At 71.9% G+C, this 20,401-nt stretch carries 5 protein-coding genes (1 of these 5 running past the window's edge); all 5 read left to right on the forward strand.

What is annotated here, in order from left to right:
• Positions 1 to 423 carry the 3' end of a non-ribosomal peptide synthase/polyketide synthase gene (locus tag OHS57_RS02915; RefSeq protein WP_328580887.1) on the forward strand. Its footprint begins 21,534 nt before the window's first position, so the window shows 423 of its 21,957 coding nt (coding positions 21,535-21,957); its start codon lies beyond the left edge, outside the window; it ends in the stop codon at positions 421 to 423.
• Complete coding sequence (locus OHS57_RS02920) at positions 420 to 11,381, forward strand: non-ribosomal peptide synthetase (protein WP_328580888.1); 10,962 nt, start codon at positions 420 to 422, stop codon at positions 11,379 to 11,381. The genes OHS57_RS02915 and OHS57_RS02920 overlap by 4 nt, the downstream gene beginning before the upstream one ends.
• Entirely contained in the window at positions 11,381 to 18,517 is a 7,137-nt protein-coding gene (locus OHS57_RS02925; protein WP_328580889.1) for a non-ribosomal peptide synthetase, read from the forward strand. Before OHS57_RS02920 ends, OHS57_RS02925 begins: the two co-directional genes overlap by 1 nt.
• Positions 18,518 to 18,635: 118 nt before the next feature.
• Positions 18,636 to 19,454 (forward strand): alpha/beta fold hydrolase, encoded by an 819-nt coding sequence (locus OHS57_RS02930; RefSeq protein ID WP_328580890.1) that lies wholly within the window; start codon positions 18,636 to 18,638, stop codon positions 19,452 to 19,454.
• 107 nt (positions 19,455 to 19,561) lie between these two features.
• The gene (locus OHS57_RS02935) at positions 19,562 to 20,350 is read left to right on the forward strand and encodes a phosphotransferase (RefSeq protein ID WP_328580891.1); all 789 of its coding nucleotides are present in this window, start codon (positions 19,562 to 19,564) and stop codon (positions 20,348 to 20,350) included.
• Positions 20,351 to 20,401: the final 51 nt, after the last annotated feature.

The following is a 20,401-nucleotide window of genomic DNA, read 5'->3' on the forward strand; positions in this document are numbered from 1 at the left end:
CGCACCCGCGACGCCCTCGCACCGCTGCCGGAGCCGGACTTCGGTTTCAACTACCTGGGGCGCCGGACCATTTCGGCCTCGGCCACGCCGGAGCCCTGGAGTGTGATCGGCGGCGGGGTCGCCGCCCATCGTCCTGCCGCGCCGATGGCGCACGCGGTGGAGGTCAGCGCCGTGGCACACGGCGAGGACGGCGGGCTCCGGTTGCGCGCCGACTGGGCGTACGCACGGAGCGTCGTGTCCGACGAGGACGCGCTGCGCCTGGCCGACCTGTGGTTCCGGACCCTCGAAGAGTTCGTGCGCCTCGTCGACCGCTCCGAAGCGGGCGGTCTGACCCCGTCCGATGTGACCCTCGCCTCCATCGGTCAGTCCGAGATCGAGGAGTTCGAAGCCGACCTTGAGTCCGAGTGGGAGAGTGAGCAGTGAGTCAGGAACCGTCTCGTTCGCGTGGCAAGATCGAGGACATTCTTCCGCTGTCCCCGTTGCAGGAGGGCTTCGTCTTCCTGAACCTCCTCCATGAGGACGGGCCGGACCCGTATGTCAGCCAGGTCGGCTTCGAGCTGCGCGGGCCGTACGACGACACACGGATGCGCTCCGCAGCAGGCGCCCTGCTGCTGCGCCATCCCAACCTGCGGGCCGCGTTCCGGCAGCGTAAGAACGGCGCCTGGGCCCAACTCGTCCTGCGGGACGTCGAAGTGCCTTGGCAGGAGCACGATCTCAGCGGACTGCCCGAGGAGGAGCGCGCATCCGAAGCCGACCGGCTGGCGGCAGAGGAACGCGGCCGACGCTTCGACCTGGCGCGTCCGCCGCTGCTGCGCTTCACTGCGCTTCGGCTGTCGGCCGACCGGGTGCGACTGGTGATGACGAACCATCACATTCTGCTCGACGGCTGGTCGTTGCCTGTGCTCCTCAAAGAGCTGATGGCCCTGTACACCGCGGGCGGCCAGGCGTCCGGCCTGCCACGGGTGCGCCCCTACGGCGAGTACCTGACCTGGCTGGACAGCCGCGACCGGGAGGCCGCCCGGCAGGCATGGCAGCAGTCCCTGTCCGACCTGGACGAACCCTGCCTGCTGGCACCCGGGAGCGCGGGACCGGTTACCGCACCGGAGCACGTCTTCTTCAGCGCGGGGCCGGACCTCAGCGAGGCACTGGCGATCTGGGCGCGAGCGCAGGGCGTGACGATGAACACGGTGGTGCAGGGTGCCTGGGCGCTGGCCCTGGCGCAGTCGACCGGCCGTGACGACGTGGTCTTCGGAGCCACCGTCTCCGGCCGCCCGCCCGAGCTGCCCGGCGTCGAGCAAATGATCGGCCTGTTCATCAACACCCTGCCGGTACGGGTACGCCTCAACAACGCCGAGCCTCTGAGCACCCTCTTCCGTCGCCTCCAGAACGAACAGACCCACCTCCTGGACCACCAGTGGCCGGGCCTCGCCGACATCCAGAACTGGGCAGGCCACCCCCACCTCTTCGACACCGCCATGGTGTTCCAGAACTACCCGGTCGAGGAGGGCGCCCTCGGTGCCCCGACGGACGGTGAACGGTTGCAGGTCACCGCGGCGGACATCAAGGGCGGTACGCACTTCGCGGTGAACGTCGTCGCCACGATGCGCGGCTCCGAACTCTCGTTCCGTGTCGACCACCGCCCTGATCTCTTCGACGCGGACGACGCACGCGGCTTCGGAGACCGGATGGTGCGGGTGCTGGAAGCGCTGGTCGACGGCGGCGCTCTCCCCGTCGGCCGACTCCAGACACTCGACCCGGCCGAGCGTGAGCGGGTGCTGGTGGAGTGGAACGGGACCAGCACCGAGATCCCGGAAGTCCCGCTGCACGAGCTGGTCGCCCAACAGGCCGCGGAGAATCCGGACGCGGAGGCTGTGGTCTGCGAGGGACAGTCCCTCACCTACGCGCAGTTGAACGGGCAGGCCAACCAGCTGGCCCGGCACTTCATCAGCGAGGGCATCCGGGCGGAACAGTTCGTGGCGCTCGCTCTGCCGAAATCGCTGGACACGGTCATCAGCATGCTCGCGATACTCAAAGCCGGCGGCGCCTACCTTCCGATCGACCCCGACTACCCCGCCGAACGCATCCAGTACATGCTCGACGACGCCACCCCCGCACTCACCCTCACCGAACCGGTGCCGCTATCGGACTACGCACACCACTCCACCGATGAAGTCACCGACACCGATCGGGCAGCGGCGCACTCACCGCAGCACGCGGCCTACATGATCTACACGTCGGGCTCCACCGGCCGCCCCAAGGGCGTGATCATCGACCACCACGCCCTGACCACCTATCTGCACCACGCCCGCCACGCCTACCCGGCGACCACGGGTACGACCACCCTGCACTCGCCTCTCGCTTTTGACCTGACGATCACAGCTCTGTGGACACCGCTCACCAACGGCGGAACCGTCCACCTCACCAGCACCCTCGAACACACCACGACCCAACCCACCCTCATCAAGGCAACTCCGAGCCACCTCCCCCTCCTCACCACCCTTCCCACCACCACGTCGCCCACCGGCACCCTCATCCTCGGCGGTGAAGCCCTCACAGCGGACCATCTGACCACCTGGCGCACCCAGCACCCCCACACCGAAATCATCAACGCCTACGGACCCACCGAATCCACCGTCAACATCACCCACCACCGCATCCCACCGAACCAACCCCTCCCCAACGGGCCCATCCCCATAGGCCGGCCCTTCAACAACACCGCCATCTACATCCTCGACTCCGCCCTACGACCCACACCCCCCGGCGTAACAGGCGAGCTCTACCTCGCCGGACACCAACTCGCCCGCGCCTACCACAACCGCCCCGCGCTCACCGCAGAACGCTTCACCGCAAACCCCTACAGCACCACACCCGGCGCCCGCATGTACCGCACCGGCGACCTCGCCCACTGGAACCACCACGGCCACATCCAATACACCGGACGCACCGACCACCAAATCAAACTCCGCGGCCACCGCATCGAACTCGGCGAAATCGAAACCACCCTCAAAACCCTCACCACCCACCCCCACATCACCCAAACCACCGTCCAACTCCGCGAAGACCAACCAGACGACCAACGCCTCACCGCCTACCTCGTCACCCCCCAATGGGACGAACCCACCGCACGAGCTGAACTCGCCCAACGCCTCCCCGACTACATGATCCCCTCAGCCTTCGTCACCCTCGACACACTCCCCCTCACCCCCAACGGAAAACTCGACCACAAAGCACTCCCCGCACCCACCTACACCCCCACCACCACCGGACGCGCCCCCCGCAACCCCCAAGAAGAAATCCTCTGCACCCTCTTCGCCGAAATCCTCACCACCAACACCATCACCATCGACGACAACTTCTTCCACCTCGGCGGCCACTCACTCCTCGCCACCCGACTCGTCAGCCGCATCCGCACCACCCTCAACGCCGAACTCTCCATCCGCCAGCTCTTCGAAACACCCACCGTCGCCACACTCAGCAGCGCCCTCGACAACGCCGAGCACGGCCGGACCCCGCTCACCGCCCGCACCCCCCGGCCCGAACGCCTCCCCCTCTCCTACTCCCAGCAACGCCTCTGGTTCCTCCACCAACTCGAAGGACCCACCCCCACCTACAACATCCCCACCACCCTCCGCCTCACCGGAACACTCCACACCACAGCCCTCCACACCGCCCTCCACGACCTCGTCACCCGCCACGAAAGCCTGCGCACGCTGTTCGCCGAGGACGACCAGGGCTCCTACCAGGTCGTCCTGGAGGCGAAGGACCTCGACGTACCGTTCGAAGCCGTCTCCGTCACGCACGAGGAACTCGACGGGACGGTGGCGAAGGCCGCCGGGCACTGCTTCGATCTGAGTTCCGAGGTCCCGCTCCGGGTCTCGCTGTTCCGGCTGTCCGAGACCGAGCACGTACTGCTCCTGCTCATCCACCACATCGCCAGCGACGCCTGGTCCCGCACGCCCCTCGCCCGCGACCTCACCGGCGCCTACATCGCCCGCTGCGCCGGGGCCGAACCCGACTGGCAGCCGCTGCCCGTCCAGTACGCCGACTACGCGCTGTGGCAGCACGACATCCTCGGCGACGTCGCCGATGCCACCAGCGTCGCGGGCGCTCAGCTCGCCCACTGGCGGGAAGCCCTCGCCGGCCTGCCCGAACAGCTCGACCTGCCCACCGACCGGCCGCGGCCCGCCACAGCGTCCTACGCCGGGGACAGGGTCCCGCTGGCCGTGCCCGCCGCTCTGCACCGACAGGTCACGGAGCTGGCGCGGGAGACCAACACCACGGCCTTCATGGTGGTCCAGGCGGCGTTGGCGACCCTCCTCACCCGACTCGGCGCCGGCACCGACATCCCCATCGGCACCCCCGTCGCAGGACGCACCGACGACGCGACCGACGACCTCATCGGCTTCTTCGTCAACACCCTCGTCCTGCGCACCAACACCGCCGACAACCCCACCTTCCGCCAACTCCTCGCCCACACCCGCACTACCAACCTCACCGCCTACAACAATCAAGACCTCCCCTTCGAGCAAATCGTCGAAGCCCTCAACCCCACCCGCACCCTCTCCCACCACCCCCTCTTCCAAATCCTGCTGACTCTGCACAACACCGAGGCGCCGGGGGCGGAGACGACGACGCGGTTCGCCGATCTGACGGCGGAGGTGACGGCGGCCGAGTCGGTCTCGGCGCGGTTCGACCTGTCCTTCGCGCTGGCGGAGCGGTTCGACGAGGGCAACACCTGCGCGGGCATGGGCGGCAGCCTGACCTACAGCACGGATCTCTTCGACCGGGAGACGGCGCGGGAGATCGCCGACCGGCTGGTCCGGCTGCTCGGCGCCGCCGTGGCTCATCCCAATCGGCCGATCGGGCAGCTGGAGGTCATGGACGCCGTCGAGCGGCGGCGGGTGCTGCGGGACTGGAACGACACCGGGCACGGCGTGCCTGTGGAGCCCGTGACGCGGCTCTTCGAGCGGCAGGCGCTGCTCACTCCGGCCGCTTCGGCCGTCGAGTGCGGCGAGACCCGCTGGTCGTACGCGGAGTTGAACGCCCGCGCCAACCGCCTGGCCCGGCATCTCGCCGCTCGGGGTGCGGCCCCGGGGCGGTTCGTGGCGGTCGCTTTGCCACGCTCGGCCGAGCTGGTCGCGACACTGCTCGCGGTACTCAAGGCCGGGGCGGCGTATCTGCCGATCGATCCCGGCTACCCGGCGGACCGCGTCGCCCACATGCTGGACGACGCGGCGCCCGCCCTGACCCTGACCGTGCCCGTCGACGAGGCGGCGCTGGCGGAGTACTCGGCGGCCGACCTGGACGACGAGGAGCTGACGTCCCCGGTGTCGGGGGCGCATCCGGCGTACATGATCTACACGTCGGGCTCCACCGGCCGTCCGAAGGGTGTGGTGGTCCCCCGGGACGCGCTCGGGAACTTCCTCGGTGACATGGGGCGGCGGTTCGCACCCGGCGCGGACGACCGGCTGCTCGCAGTGACCACGGTCGGGTTCGACATCGCGGGGCTGGAGATCTTCCTGCCCCTGCTGCACGGGGCCGTCCTCGTCCTCTCGGACGAGGAGACGGCGAAGGACCCGCGTGCCCTGCTGCGCGCCGTGGCGGATCGTGAGGTCACCGTGGTGCAGGCCACACCGAGTCTCTGGCAGGGGGTAGTTGCCGAGGAACGGGGCGAACTGGGCGGCGTGCGGGTCCTGGTGGGCGGTGAGGCGCTGTCGGCCGAGCTGGCGCGTGCGCTGACGGCGCGGGCCCGTTCGGTGACCAATCTGTACGGTCCGACCGAGGCGACGATCTGGGCGACGGCCGCCGAGGTGACCGGTGCGGACGCCGCGCGGGTGTCGATCGGCCGTCCGGTCACCAGCACCCGGGCGCTCGTGCTGGACGCTGCGCTGTCCCCGGTGCCGACGGGTGTGCCGGGCGAGCTGTATCTGGCAGGCGCGCAGCTGGCACAGGGGTACCACCGTCGTGCGGCGCTGACGGCCGAGCGGTTCGTGGCCGACCCGTACGGTCCGCCGGGCACCCGCATGTACCGTACGGGTGACCTGGTCCGCCGGGAGCGGGACGGCACGCTGCGCTATCTGAGCCGGGTCGACCAGCAGGTGAAGCTGCGGGGCTTCCGCATCGAGCTGGGTGAGATCGAGACGCAGCTCGTGCGGCACTCGTCGGTCGCGGAGGCGGCGGTCGCGGTGCGCGAGGACCGGCCGGGCGACCAGCGGCTGGTGGCGTACGTCGTCCCGGCCGTAACGGCTTCCGGCGGCCCGTCCGGTGTGGTGTCCGGTGCGGTCCTGCGGGACCAGCTGCGGCTGAGTCTGCCGGAGTTCATGGTGCCCACGGCGTTCGTGACGCTGGACGCGCTGCCGCTCACGCCGAACAAGAAGCTCGACCGTAAGGCGCTGCCCGCGCCGGACGAGTCCGCCGGCCCGGCCGGCCGGGAGCCGCGCGGCCCGCGCGAGGAGATCCTCTGCTCGCTGTTCCGCGAGATCCTGGGGGCTTCTCGGGTCGGGATCGACGACAGTTTCTTCGACCTGGGCGGTCATTCGCTGCTCGCGAGCCGGCTGGTGAGCCGGATCCGCGGCACGCTGGGCGTCGAGCTTTCGGTGCGGCAGTTCTTCGAGACACCGACGGTGGCCGGGCTGTCCGGTGTACTGGACAGTGCGGGCCGGGCCCGCACCCCGCTGACGGCGCGTCCGCGCCCGGATCGGCTGCCGCTCTCCCCCGCCCAGCAACGGCTGTGGTTCCTCTACCAGTTCGAGGGTCCCTCGGCGACGTACAACGTGCCGACGGCGCTGCGGCTGTCCGGTGAGCTGGATCCGTCGGCCCTGGAGCGGGCTGTCGGCGACGTGCTGGAGCGGCACGAGAGTCTGCGGACGGTCTTCGCCGAGGACGCGGCGGGATCCCGCCAGGTCGTGGTGCCGGTCGAGCGGGTGCGGCAGGTCCTGGAGGTCGTCAACGCGGCGGAGGAGACCGTCGAGGTCCTGGTGGCCGAGGCGGCACAGCACGTGTTCGATCTGACGTCGGACATCCCGTTCCGTACGGTGCTGTTCCGGCTGTCGGCGACGGAGCATGTGCTGCTGCTGGTGATCCACCACATCGCCAGCGACGGCTGGTCGATGACCCGGCTGGCCCGTGATCTGACCGGTGCGTACGAGGCGCGGTGCGCGGGCGGGGCTCCCGGGTGGGAGCCGCTGCCGGTGCAGTACGCGGACTACGCGCTGTGGCAGCACGAGGTCCTTGGCGACGAGTCGGACCCGGACAGTGTGTCCGGTCGGCAACTGGCTTACTGGAAGCAGGCTTTGGAGGGTCTGCCCGAGGAGCTGGAGCTGCCGACGGACCGGCCGCGTCCGGCGGCCGCCGGGTACACCGGTGACCGTGTCGCGTTCACGGTTCCCGCCGCGCTGCACGGCCGGCTCGCGGAACACGCGCGGGCGACGCACACCACGACCTTCATGGTGGCGCAGGCCGCGTTCGCCGCGCTTTTGACCCGGCTCGGGGCGGGCGACGACATTCCGGTCGGCACGGCGGTGGCCGGGCGTACCGACGACGCCACGGAGGAGCTGGTCGGGTTCTTCGTCAACACGTTGGTGCTGCGCACCGACACCGGCGGCGATCCCACCTTCCGTGAGTTGCTGGCCAGGGTGCGGGAGCGGAACCTCGCCGCGTACGCCCACCAGGACGTGCCGTTCGAGCGGCTGGTTGAGGCGCTGAACCCGGTGCGCAGCCTCGCCCGTCACCCGCTGTTCCAGGTCATGATCACGTTCAACAGCGCGGCTGAGGCGGCGACGGCGGGACCGGCCGACGGGGCCGACGCCTCGGCGGGGCGGCGGGCGCTGCTGCACGCGACCCGGATGCCGGCCAGGACGGAGGTGGCGAAGTTCGACCTGTCCCTCACGCTCGGCGAGGGACACGACCCGTCGGGGGACGCGGCGGGGATGCGCGGCTCGTTGGAGTACCGCACGGAGCTGTTCGACCGGGAGACGGCCGAGGCGGTCGTCGCGCGGCTGCTGCGGGTGCTCGAAGCGGTCGCGGCTGATCCGGACCGGACGATCGGCGGGATCGATCTGCTGGACGGCGCCGAACGGGACCGGCTGGTGCGGGGGTGGAACGACACCGCGCGTCCGCAGCGGGAGGCGACTCTGCCGGTGCTGTTCGAGGAGCAGGTGGCGCGCACCCCGCAGCGTCCCGCGTTCTCCGCCGGCGGGACGACGCTGACGTACGCGCAGCTCAACGCACGTGCCAACCGGCTGGCGCATCTGCTCGCCGAGTGCGGGGCGGGTCCCGAGCAGATCGTGGCGATCTCGATGCCGCCGTCGGTGGAGCTGGGCGTGGCGGTCCTGGCGGTGCTGAAGGCCGGCGCGGCGTATCTGCCGGTCGATCCGGGGTGCCCGCAGGAGCGGTTGTCGGTGATGCTGGCCGACGCGGACCCGGTCTGCGCCCTGACGTCGCGGTCCGGCGATCCCTTCGCCCGTACGCTGCCCCGGCTGGTGCTGGACGATCCCGAGCTGGTGGAGCGGCTGTCGGAGCAGCCGGCGCACGATCTGGCGGACGAGGACCGTACGCGGCCGCTGTCGCCGTGGCACGCCGCGTACGTCATCTACACGTCGGGGTCGACCGGGCTGCCCAAGGGGGTGCTCGTCGAGCACCAGCCGGTGGTCAACTACCTTGCGGTGTCGGCCGAGTTGTATCCCGGGGTGGCGGGGAACGCCTTGCTGCACTCGCCGCTCTCGTTCGACCTGACGGTGACCGGTCTGTTCGCGCCGCTGCTGAACGGCGGCTGCGTGCATCTCGCGGACCTCGAGGAGCTGCACGAGCAGGCCCTGAAGGGGCGGGCGCCGGTGGACCTGCCGCAGATGACGTTCCTCAAGGCGACCCCGAGCCACCTTCCGCTGATCACCGGGCTGCCGGCTGCTTGCGTCCCGGAGGGCGAACTGGTCCTGGGCGGGGAGTCGTTGACCGGGCGGGCGGTGCGGGCGCTGCTGGCGGAGCACCCGGGGGCGAGTGTCCTCAACGAGTACGGCCCGACCGAGACGATCGTCGGCTGCACGACCTGGCGGGTCGCGTCACCGGACGATCTCACCGACGGGGTGCTCACCATCGGCAGGCCGTTCCCCAACACCCGGATGCTGGTGCTGGATCCGTATCTGGAGCCCGCCCCGGTGGGTGTGCCGGGCGAGTTGTACGTCTCCGGGGTGCAGTTGGCGCGCGGCTACCTCAACCGGCCTGGCCTGAGCGCCTCCCGGTTCGTCGCGAACCCCTTCGACGGGCCGGGGACACGGATGTACCGCACGGGCGACGTGGTGCGCTGGAACCGCCACGGCGAGCTGGAGTTCGTCAGCCGGGTCGACGACCAGGTGAAGATCCGTGGTTTCCGGGTCGAGCTGGGTGAGGTCGAGGCGGCGCTGGCGCGGCATCCGGCGGTGTCCGAGGCGTTGGCGGTGGTCCGGGAGGACCGGCCGGGCGACCGGCGGCTGGTGGCGTACCTGGTCGCCGACGGGCCGGCGCTGCCCGCGGACGCCGAGCTGAGGGGGCATCTCCAGGAGTCGTTGCCGGAGTACATGGTGCCGTCGGCGTTCGTACGGCTCGACGCGCTGCCGCTGACGGGGAACGGCAAGCTGGACCGCAAGGCGCTGCCCGAGCCGGACTACGCCCGGCACAGTTCGCTGCGGGCCCCCGCCTCGCCTCGTGAGGAGGCGCTGTGTGCCCTGTTCGCCGACACCCTGGGACTGCCGGAGGTCGGTGTCGACGACGGCTTCTTCGATCTCGGCGGTGACAGCGTCCTGTCGATCCAGCTCGTCAGCCGGGCCCGTACGCAAGGTCTCGCGCTGACGGTGCGCGACGTCTTCGAGCACCAGACCGTCGCCCAGCTCGCGCAGGCACTGGGCGCGGCGGAGCCGGACACCCGGCAGGCGGACGTCGAGGAGCAGGGGGCGAGCGGGCCGGTGTCACCTACCCCGATCATGGGCTGGCTGGCCGAACTGGGCGGCGCGGTCGCACCGTTCAACCAGTCCGTGGTGGTGGCGGTACCGGCGGACGCGGACCGGGAGCGGCTGGTGCGCGCGCTCCAGGCGGTGCTCGACCGGCACGACACACTGCGGCTGCGGGTCGGACCTGACTGGACGATGTCGATCGCCGAACCGGGCGGTGTCGATGCGGCCGGCCTGCTCAGTGAGCACCACGCGCTGGGTCTGGCCGACCCGGCGGTGTACACGCTCGTCACCGAGCTGGCCGCCGCCGAGCGGGACCGGCTCGACCCTGCCGAGGGGGTGGTTCTGCGGGCGTGCCGGCTCGACCGGGGCCCGGAGCAGCACGGGCTGCTGGTGCTCGTCGCCCATCACCTGGCCGTCGACGCCGTGAGCTGGCGGCTGCTGGTGCCGGATCTGGCGGCCGGCTACGAGGGCCGGCCGTTGAGTCCGGCGGGCACCGGCTGGCGCCGGTGGGCGGCCATGCTGGAGGCGCTGGCGACCGATCCGGACACCGAGGCCGAGGCGGACCACTGGCTGCGTTCCGCCGCTCCCGCGCCCGAGCCGGCCCTGGACCCGGTACGGGACACCCATGCCGGTGCCGGTCAGGTCGTGCTCGACCTGGACACGGGGACCACCGAAGCACTCCTCAGCCGGCTTCCCGGGGTGTTCCACTCGGACGTCGAGGAGTTGCTGCTGACCGCGTTCGGCCTGGCCGTCGCCGACTGGCGGCGGGGCAGGGGCGACGGCGCCGGGCTGCCCGTGACGGTCGACCTGGAGAGCCACGGCCGGCACGAGCATCTCGTCCCGGGAGCCGATCTCAGCCGTACCACCGGATGGTTCACCGCGATGTACCCGGTCACGCTCAGCCCGGAGGTGACGGACTGGGCCGACCTGTGGGACGGCGGGCCGGCGGCGGGCCGCGCGTTGAAGCAGGTGAAGGAGCAGGTGCGCGCGGTGCCCGGTGCGGGTCTCGGCTACGGTCTGCTGCGTTACGTCAACCCGCGCACCCGTGACCGGCTGGCCCAACTCCCCGTTCCCGCGTTCGGCTTCAACTATCTGGGGCGCTACACCGGCGGCCGGGCGGCGGACGGCGCCGGTGAACCGGACGCGTGGAGCGTGCTGGGCCGGGGGGTGGCCGGCCAGCATCCGGACGTCGCCCTCGCGCACCCCGTCGACCTGGTCGTGGGCGCTCATGACACCGGTCAGGGGCCCCGGTTGCACAGTGTGTGGACATGCGCCGCAGGTGTGCTGTCGGAGGAGGACGTACGGCTGTTGGGCGAGGGCTGGTTCAGGGCGCTGCGGGCGCTGGTGGAGCACGCCGGCCGGCCTGAGGCCAGCGGTCTCGCACCGTCGGACGTCGCTCTCGTCGAGCTGAGCGAGGACGACATCACACGACTCGAAAGCGAATGGGGTTCCCTCTGATGGCCAAGTCCGGCTTGGAAGACATCCTGCCGCTGTCCCCTTTGCAGGAGGGCATGCTGTTCCACAACCTCTTCGACGGTGAGGAACTCGACGCCTACAACGTCCAGGTCTTCGTGGAGCTGGCGGGGACCGTGGACAGCGACCGGCTCCGGACGGCGGTCGGGGCGCTGCTGCGCCGGCACGCCAACCTGCGTGCGGCCTTCCGGCACGAGGGTCTGAAACGTCCCGTGCAGCTCATTCCCCGCGAGGTCGCCCCACCGTGGCGGGAGGAGGACCTGACCTCCGTCCCGGCGGAGGAGCGGGAGGCGGCGGCGGAGCGGATCGCCTCCGAGGACCGCTGGCGGCGGTTCGACCTGTCCCGGCCCCCGCTGCTGCGGTTCACCCTGATCCGGCTCGGCGGCGGCCGGCACCGGCTGGTGCTGACGAACCATCACATCCTGCTCGACGGCTGGTCCATGCCGGTACTGCTGCGTGAGCTGATGACGCTGTACACCACCCACGGCGACCTCACGGCGCTGCCGCGGGTGCGCCCGTACCGGGACTACCTGGGCTGGCTGAAGTCCCGTGACAGGGAGGCCGCCCGGCTGGCGTGGACGGAGGCGTTCGCCGCGTTCGGCTCACCGAGCGTCGTGGCCCCGGAGCGCGGTGCGCTCACGGCGGCACCGGAGCGGATCCACTTCACCGAGGACGAGGCGTTCAGTGCCGCGCTGACCCGGTTCGCACGGTCGAACGGAGTGACGGTGAACACCGTCGTCCAGGGCGCCTGGGGTCTGGTGGTGTCGCATCTGACGGGCCGCGACGACGTGGTCTTCGGCGTGACCGTCAACGGCCGGCCGCCGGAGCTGCCCGGGATCGACACCATGGTCGGGCTGTTCATGAACACACTGCCCCTGCGGGTCGTCCTGCGTCCGCAGGAGCCGCTGGCGGCGTTCCTGCGGCGGACGCAGACGGAGCAGGCGCGGCTGCTCGACCACCAGTGGGTGGGGCTGGCGGAGATCCAGCGGTGGGCCGGCGCGGGTGAACTCTTCGACACGGCCATGGTGTTCGAGAACTATCCGCTCGACTCCGCCCGTGGCCGCCCGGCCACTGCCCCCGATCCCGGCCTGCCCACCGTGCTGAAGATCCACTCACGGGACCAGATGCACTACCCGCTCGCCCTGCTGGCCGTGCCCCGCGAGACGCTGCGCTTCTCGCTGGGGTATCTGCCGCAGCTCTTCGACACCGGCCGGGTCGAGTCGGTGATCGCCGCCTTCCGCCGGGTGCTGCGCACGGTCGTCGAGGCCCCCGCGACACCCGTGGGCGCGGTCCCCCTGCTCGACCCGGAGGTCCGGCGGACCGTGCTGGAGCGGTGGAGCGGATCGGACGGGCGTCCCGATCCGGAGCTGTACACGGACCTGTTCGAGGAGCAGGTCCGCCGTACGCCGGACAAGCCCGCGCTGATCGCGGCGGACGGCCGGCTGACGTACGCCGAGCTGAACACCCGCGCCAACCGGCTCGCCCGGCGTCTGGTGGAGCTGGGGGTGGGTCCCGAGGGCCTGGTGGCCATCGCGGTGGCGCGCCGTACCGACCTGGTGGTCGGCATGCTCGCGGTGCTGAAGGCGGGCGGGTCGTACGTGCCCGTCGATCCGGACTACCCGCCCGACCGGGTCCGGTACATGATCGAGGACTCCGATCCCGTGCTGGTGCTCACCACGCGCGACATGGACGAGCGGATCGGCTCGGAGTGCGGGGGGACGCTCACCTTCGTGCTGGACGACCCCCGGCTGGAGCGGACACTGCGTCAGCACGCGGCCACCGATCTCGTCGACGAGCACCGCAACGCGCCGCTGCTGCCGCACCACCCCGCCTACGTCATCTACACCTCCGGCTCGACGGGGCGGCCCAAGGGGGTCGTCGTCGAGCACCGGGCGCTGTCGGCGTTCGTCCGGCACTGCCGTACCGAGGACGCGCCGGCCGTCTCGGGACTGTCGGTGATGCAGGCGTCGGCGTCGTTCGACCAGAGTGTCGGCTCACTGCACGCCCCGCTGATCAGCGGCGGCTGCGTCCGGCTCGCCACGCTGCCCGACCTCGCCGAGACGGCCCGCACCGAACCCGGCTTCCGCCGCGCGACGTTCATGAAGGCCACGCCCTCGCACCTCGCGCTGCTCGCGACGATGGACCGGGACGTCTCCCCTTCCGGCATCATCACACTGGGCGGCGAGCAGCTGCGCGGGGACCTGCTGTCCCCGTGGCGGGAGACGGTGCCCGAGGTGACCGTCATCAACGTCTACGGGCCGACGGAGGCCACCGGACACTGCCTGGAGCACGTCATCCTGCCGGGCACCGAGGTGCCGCCGGGACCGGTTCCGATCGGCACCCCGCACGCCGGGGTCCGGGTGTACGTGCTGGACTCGGCGTTGCGGCCGGTCGCCCCCGGGGTGACCGGTGAGGTGTATCTGGCCGGCCGGCAGTTGGCACGGGGGTACCTGGGGCGTGGCCGGCTGACGGCCGAGCGGTTCCCCGCCGACCCGTTCGGCGCTCCCGGCAGCCGTATGTACCGCACCGGTGACCTCGCACGCTGGAACGGAGCCGGGGAACTGCTGTTCGCCGGCCGCGCCGACCATCAGGTCAAGCTGCGCGGGTACCGCATCGAGCTCGGCGAGATCGAGTCCGCCCTTGCGGCCCGGCCCGGCGTCGCCAGGGCAGTCGTCCTGCTGCGCGAGGACCAGCCGGGCGACCAGCGGCTCGTGGCGTACGTCGTGACGGATCCCGGCACCTGGGACGAGAGCGCGGCGCGGGTGGAACTCGCCTGCCTGCTGCCCGAGTTCATGATGCCGTCGGCGATCGTCGCGCTGGACGCCCTGCCGCTGACGCCCAACGGCAAACTGGACCGCGCGGCGCTCCCCGCCCCGGCGTACGCGGCCGCGCCGGCCGGCCGGGCACCGCGCACACCGCGCGAGGAGATCCTGTGCGCCCTGTTCGGCGAGATCCTCGGGGTCGGTGAGGTCGGCGTCGACGACAGCTTCTTCGACCTGGGCGGCCACTCGCTGCTCGCCACCCGGCTGGTCAGCAGGGTCCGTTCGACCCTGGGCGCCGAGCTGTCCATCCGGCGGTTCTTCGAGGCGCCGACGGTCGCCGGACTGGCCCGTGTCCTGGACGACTCGGGCCCCGCGCGCGCCCCGCTGACCGCGCGCCCGCGCCCGGACCGGCTGCCGTTGTCGTACGCCCAGCAACGCCTCTGGTTCCTGCACCAGTTGGAGGGCCCCAGCGCCACGTACAACATTCCCGCCGCGTTCCGCCTCAGCGGTCCGCTGGACCGGGAGGCCCTGCGGCTGGCGCTGCTCGACCTCGTGGCGCGCCACGAGAGCCTGCGCACCGTCTTCGCCGAGGACGCGCTCGGCGCGCACCAGACCGTGCTCGCCCCCGAGGACGCCCGCCTGGTCTTCGACACGGCCGACTGTACCGAGGCCGACCATCCGGCCGACCTGGCGCGGGCGGCGCGGTACGCCTTCGACCTGGGCCGGGAGATCCCGGTGCGGGCCCGTCTGCTGCGCGTCGGCGACGAGCAGCACGTACTGCTGCTGCTGATCCACCACATCGCGGGCGACGCGTGGTCCCGCGGCCCGCTGGGCCGTGACCTGACGACCGCCTACGCCGCCCGCTGTGCGGGCAGCGCTCCCGCGTGGGCACCGCTCGCCGTCCAGTACGCCGACTACGCGCTGTGGCAGCGGGACGTTCTCGGCGACGACACCGACCCCGACAGCCTCGCCGGCGCGCAGCTCGCCCACTGGAAGCAGGCACTCGCGGGACTGCCCGAGCAGCTCGACCTGCCCACCGACCGGCCAAGGCCCGCCGTCGCGAGTCAGGCCGGTGACCGGGTCGAGTTCTCGCTCGGCGCCGAACACCACCTGCGGCTGGCCGAGTTGGCGCGGTCGACCGACACCACACTGCACATGGTCGTGCAGGCGGCGCTGGCCGCTCTGCTCACCCGGCTCGGTGCCGGCACCGACATCCCCGTCGGCACGCCCGTGGCGGGACGCACCGACGACGCGACCGACCACCTCATCGGCTTCTTCGTCAACACCCTCGTCCTGCGCACCGACACGGCGGGCAATCCCACCTTCCGGGAACTGCTCGGCCGCACCCGCACCACCGATCTGACCGCCTACAGCAACCAGGACCTCCCCTTCGAACGGCTCGTCGAAGCCCTCAACCCCACCCGTTCCCTCTCCCACCACCCGCTCTTCCAGGTGGTGCTGGCGGTCCAGAACGCGGGCCCCCTCGCCGGGGAGACACCGCCCCTGGCGTCGTTGCCGGGCGGCCTGGTGGTGTCCGGGCTGGCGAGCACAGCGACAGCGGCCAAGGTGGACCTCGGGTTCTCGGTGTCGGAACGGCGGGCGGACGATCACACGCCGCTCGGCGTCACGGGTGTACTGGACTACAGCACGGACCTGTTCGACCACGGGAGCGCCCAGGCGCTGGCCGACCGGTTCGTCACGTTGCTGACCGACGCGGCCCTTCACCCCGACCGGCAGCTGAGCCACCTCGACGTACTGGGCGCCGAAGAGCGCCACCAAGTGCTGGACGGCTGGAACGCCACCGGCCGTGGCCTCGCGCCGACCACCCTGCCGGAGCGGTTCGAGGAGCAGGTCCGGCAGCGGCCGGACGGGCAGGCGCTGGTCTTCGCCGGTACGCCGCTGAGCTACGCCGAGCTGAACGCGCGCGCCAACCGGCTGGCGCGGCTGCTGGTCGAGCAGGGCGCCGGTCCTGAGCGGATCGTGGCGCTCGCGCTGCCCCGCTCCCCGGAACTGGCCGTGGCCGTGCTGGCCGTGGCCAAGGCAGGCGCCGCGTACCTGCCGGTCGACCCCGGCCATCCGGCGGACCGGATCGCCGGCACGCTGGCGGACGCCGCGCCCGTGGCGCTGGTGACCACGAGCGGTGCGGGCGCGGCACTGCCGGAGCCGGGTGTGCCGCGCATCGTGCTGGACGCCCCGGAGACGGCGGCACTGCTCGCCGACCGCGACCCGGGCGACCTGACCGACGCCGACCGGCGCACGCCGCTGCTGCCCGCGCACCCCGCGTATGTCATCTACACCTCGGGCACCACCGGCCGGCCCAAGGGGGTGACCGTGACCCACGCCGGGCTGCCGGGGCTGCTGGACATCTTCACCACGCAGTGCGGGGTCGTTCCCGGCAGCCGGGTCCTGCACCATCTCTCCCCCGGCTTCGACGGGGCGTTCTGGGAGCTGACGATGGGGCTGCTGACCGGGGCGACCCTGGTGGTCGCACCGCCGGACCTGGTGCCCGGCCGTGGGCTCGCCGAGCTGGCGGTGCGGGAGTCGGTCACGCACGCGGCGATCACCCCGGCCGTGCTCCAGCTGATACCCGAGGGGGCGCTGCCCGCCGGGATGACGCTGGTCGTGGCCGCCGAGAGCTGCCCTCCCGAACTGGTCAAGCGCTGGTCGTCGGGGCGGCTGATGCTCAACTCGTACGGTCCGACGGAGGCGACGGTGTGCGCCACGATGAGCCGCCCGCTGGCCGGCGCCGTCGCCCCGCCGATCGGCGGCCCGATCGCCGACACGGCGGTGTACGTGCTGGACGACACCCTGCGGCCGGTCGCTCCCGGTGTGCCGGGCGAGCTGTACGTGCGGGGCCCCGGGCTGGCCCGCGGCTATCTGCGCAGGCCGGCCCTGACCGCCGACCGGTTCGTGCCGAGCCCGTTCGGCGCCCCGGGCAGCCGTATGTACCGCACCGGCGACCTGGTGCGGTGGACCACGGACGGGCAGCTGGAGTACCTGGGCCGTACCGACACCCAGATCAAGCTGCGCGGGATGCGCATCGAGCCCACCGAGATCGAGTCCGTCATCGCGCGCCTGCCGGGGATACGGCAGGCCGCCGCGGTGGTCCGCGAGGACACGCCGGGCGAGCGGCGCCTGGTCGGATACGTGGTCCCGCGGACCGGCGCCGGCGTGGACACGGCGGCGCTGCGCGGCGAACTGCGGGAGGCGCTGCCCGAGTACATGGTGCCGGCGGCCCTGGTGGTCCTGGACGAGTTGCCGCTGACCGCCAACGGCAAGCTCGACCAGCGGGCGCTGCCCGCTCCCGAGTACCGCGCGACGGGCGGCCGGGCCCCGCGCAGCCCCCGCGAGGAGGCCCTGTGCCGGCTGTTCGCCGGGGTGCTGGGGCTGGACCGGGTGGCTCCCGACGACGGCTTCTTCGACCTGGGCGGCCACTCGCTGCTGGCCGTCCGGCTGGTGGAGCGGATCCGTGACGAGCTGGGCGTCGAGATCGCCGTACGGGACGTGTTCGCCGCTCCCACCGCCGCCGATCTCACGGCGCGGCTCGCCGCACACGGGGACCGGGAACCGACGGGACGGCTGCTGTCGCTGCGGGCGTCCGGCTCGGCGCGCCCGGTGTTCGCCGTCCACCCCGGCTCCGGCATGAGCTGGTGCTACGCGGCCCTGGTGCGCCATCTGCCGCCGGACACACCGCTGTACGGCCTCCAGGCGGCCGGTCTTGACGGCGACGGCCAACTCCCCGCGTCGCTGGACGAGATGGCGGCCGAGTACGTCGACCTCGTGCGGGAGAGGCAGCCCGAGGGACCGTACCGGCTGCTCGGCTGGTCGCTGGGCGGCAATGTGGCCTTCGCCATGGCCGACGAGCTGCGCGGGCGCGGGGAGCGGGTGGAGCTGCTCGCTCTCCTGGACGCCTATCCGCGCGGCTCGGCCGCGGGCGAGGAGCCCGCGCTCGCCGAGGTCTTCGCCCACAACCTGCGCGACGCCGGGTTCGACGTCACCGAGGCCGAACTGGCCGGCGCCGCGTTTCCCACCGCCCGCTACCGGGCTTTCCTCCAGGCGGCCGGTGATCCGCTGGGCAGGCTCGGTGAGGACGAACTGGGCGCGGTGCTGGCCGTGTTCATGAACAACGCGCGACTGATGCGCGACCACAAGCCGCCGCGGTACGACGGCGACGTACTCGTGCTGACGGCCGACCGGGTCTCCCGCGAGAAGCAGGCGCGCCGCGACCACGAGTCCTGGCGCCCGTATGTGTCGGGCCGTATCGAGCGGGTCGGTGTGGACGCCGACCATCTCGGGCTCCTGGAGTCCGACACCGCGCTCGCGCACATCGCGCGGGCCCTGACCGAACGGCTGCGCTGACGCGCCGCCTCCCCTCCCCCGTATCCCTCCTCACTCAGCCCCCACTCAACAGCCCCCACTCAGCAGCCGACCGAAGGAGTCACCGCCATGTCCCTCTCGTGCGAGGTCGTCTGAGCCCATGCCCCTCATCACCGTCAACGGCGTCCGACTCAACTACTACGACAACGCCCCTGCTCGACAAGGCCGTTCGGCTCCGCCTGTGCTGCTCGTGATGGGCTCGGGCGGCAGCGGCCGGGCCTGGCACCTGCACCAGGTGCCGGCGCTCGTCGCCGCGGGGTTCCGTGTGGTCAGCTTCGACAACCGCGGCATCGCCCCGAGCGACGAGTGCCCCGAGGGCTTCGGCATCGACGACCTGGTCGCCGACACCGCGGCACTGATCGGGGAACTGGGCCTGGGGCCCTGCCCGGTCGTGGGTGTCTCGATGGGCGCGCACATCGCTCAGGAACTCGCCCTGACCCGGCCCGAGCTCGTCGGCCGGCTCGTCCTGATGGCCACCCGTGCCCGCTCCGACGTCCTGCGCACGGCCCTCTCCCGGGCGGAGATCGACCTGTACGACCAGGGTGTGACACTGCCCGCCGCGTACGAGGCGGTGATCCAGGCCATGCAGAACCTGTCACCGCGCACCCTCGACGACGACGTGCTCGCCCGGGACTGGCTGGACGTGCTGGAGCTGACCCGCGTCTCGGGGCCGGGCCACCGGGCACAGCTCGGCGTCAGTGCGATGCCGGACCGGCGTCCGGCCTACCGGGGCATCCGGGCCCCGAGCCGGGTCATCGCCTTCCAGGACGACCTCATCGCGCCGCCCCGGCTGGGCCGTGAGGTGGCCGAGGCGATTCCCGGTGCGGACTTCGAGGTCGTGCCGGACTGCGGCCACTACGGCTATCTGGAAGCGCCGGACGCGGTGAACAAGAGCATCGTCGAATTTCTGCGGGGGTGATCAGAGCTGTGCCGATTCTGCATATGACCGGTCAACTGACCAATGATGAAAGTGAGTTGCTGGCCCTGGTGTTGGACTCGTGTCCGGGGCTGGCACCGGCGGAGGTCATGTACCGCAGCCGCACCTCACTGGTGGTCTCCGGCACGCTGGCGGGAGCGCCGGTCGTCGCCAAGGTCCGCACCCCCGAGTGGCGCCGGCAGTGCGAGCGCGAGATCGAGGCGTACGACCTGTTCGACACCGCTCCCCCGCCGGTACGCGTGCCGCGCAGGCTCGTGAGCGACCGGGAGAGCGCCGTGCTGGTCGTGGAGCGGCTGGCGGGCGAGGTGGTGGCCCCGGACCGGTTCCCGGCCGCCCCGGTCTCCGACGCGGATCTGTCCGGGGTGCTCGCGGCCGTCGAGCGGCTGCGCCGCTGGAGTCCCGAGGTGCCCGCGCGGTGGCGGGTCGACTACGCGCCCATGCTGGAGGGCATGCGGGCCCGGGACGCCTTCGACGAGGCGCACTGGACGGCCGTGCGGCGGCTGCTGGAGCTCGCGGGGCCGCCACGGGAGCTGGGCCACGGCGATCTGGTGCTCGCCAATGTCGTCAGGACCGCCGGAGAGCACGCGCTCATCGACTGGGCGAGCGCCGCCGTGTTCCTGCCCGGTGCGGACCTGGCCCAGTTGTGGCTGCTGCTGGGCGACAGCCCCGGCGCCCGGGACCGTATCGAGGCGGAGGTGGCGGCCCGTCCCGCACCGGACGGGCTCGCGCCCTTCCTGGTCAACCTCACCCTGCTGCTGTACCGCGAGCGGCGCGCCCACACCCGCTTCACCGACGAGGCGGCGCAGGGCCGCGCGGTCAGGCTCGACGCCGCTTGGGAGCTGACGCGCGAACGCGTCCTGCGGCACGCCGCCGGCTGACGGCGCCGCATGCGGAAAGGGCCTCCCGGCCGACGGCGGGGAGGCCCTTTC

The sequence above is a fragment of the Streptomyces sp. NBC_00370 genome (assembly GCF_036084755.1).
Taxonomy (GTDB): domain Bacteria; phylum Actinomycetota; class Actinomycetes; order Streptomycetales; family Streptomycetaceae; genus Streptomyces.

Coding starts and splice junctions, on each gene's coding strand:
- OHS57_RS02925 (WP_328580889.1), top strand. CDS start 11,381: ATGGCCAAGTCCGGCTTGGAAGACATCCTGCCGCTGTCCCCTTTGCAG.
- OHS57_RS02930 (WP_328580890.1), top strand. CDS start 18,636: ATGCCCCTCATCACCGTCAACGGCGTCCGACTCAACTACTACGACAAC.
- OHS57_RS02935 (WP_328580891.1), top strand. CDS start 19,562: ATGTACCGCAGCCGCACCTCACTGGTGGTCTCCGGCACGCTGGCGGGA.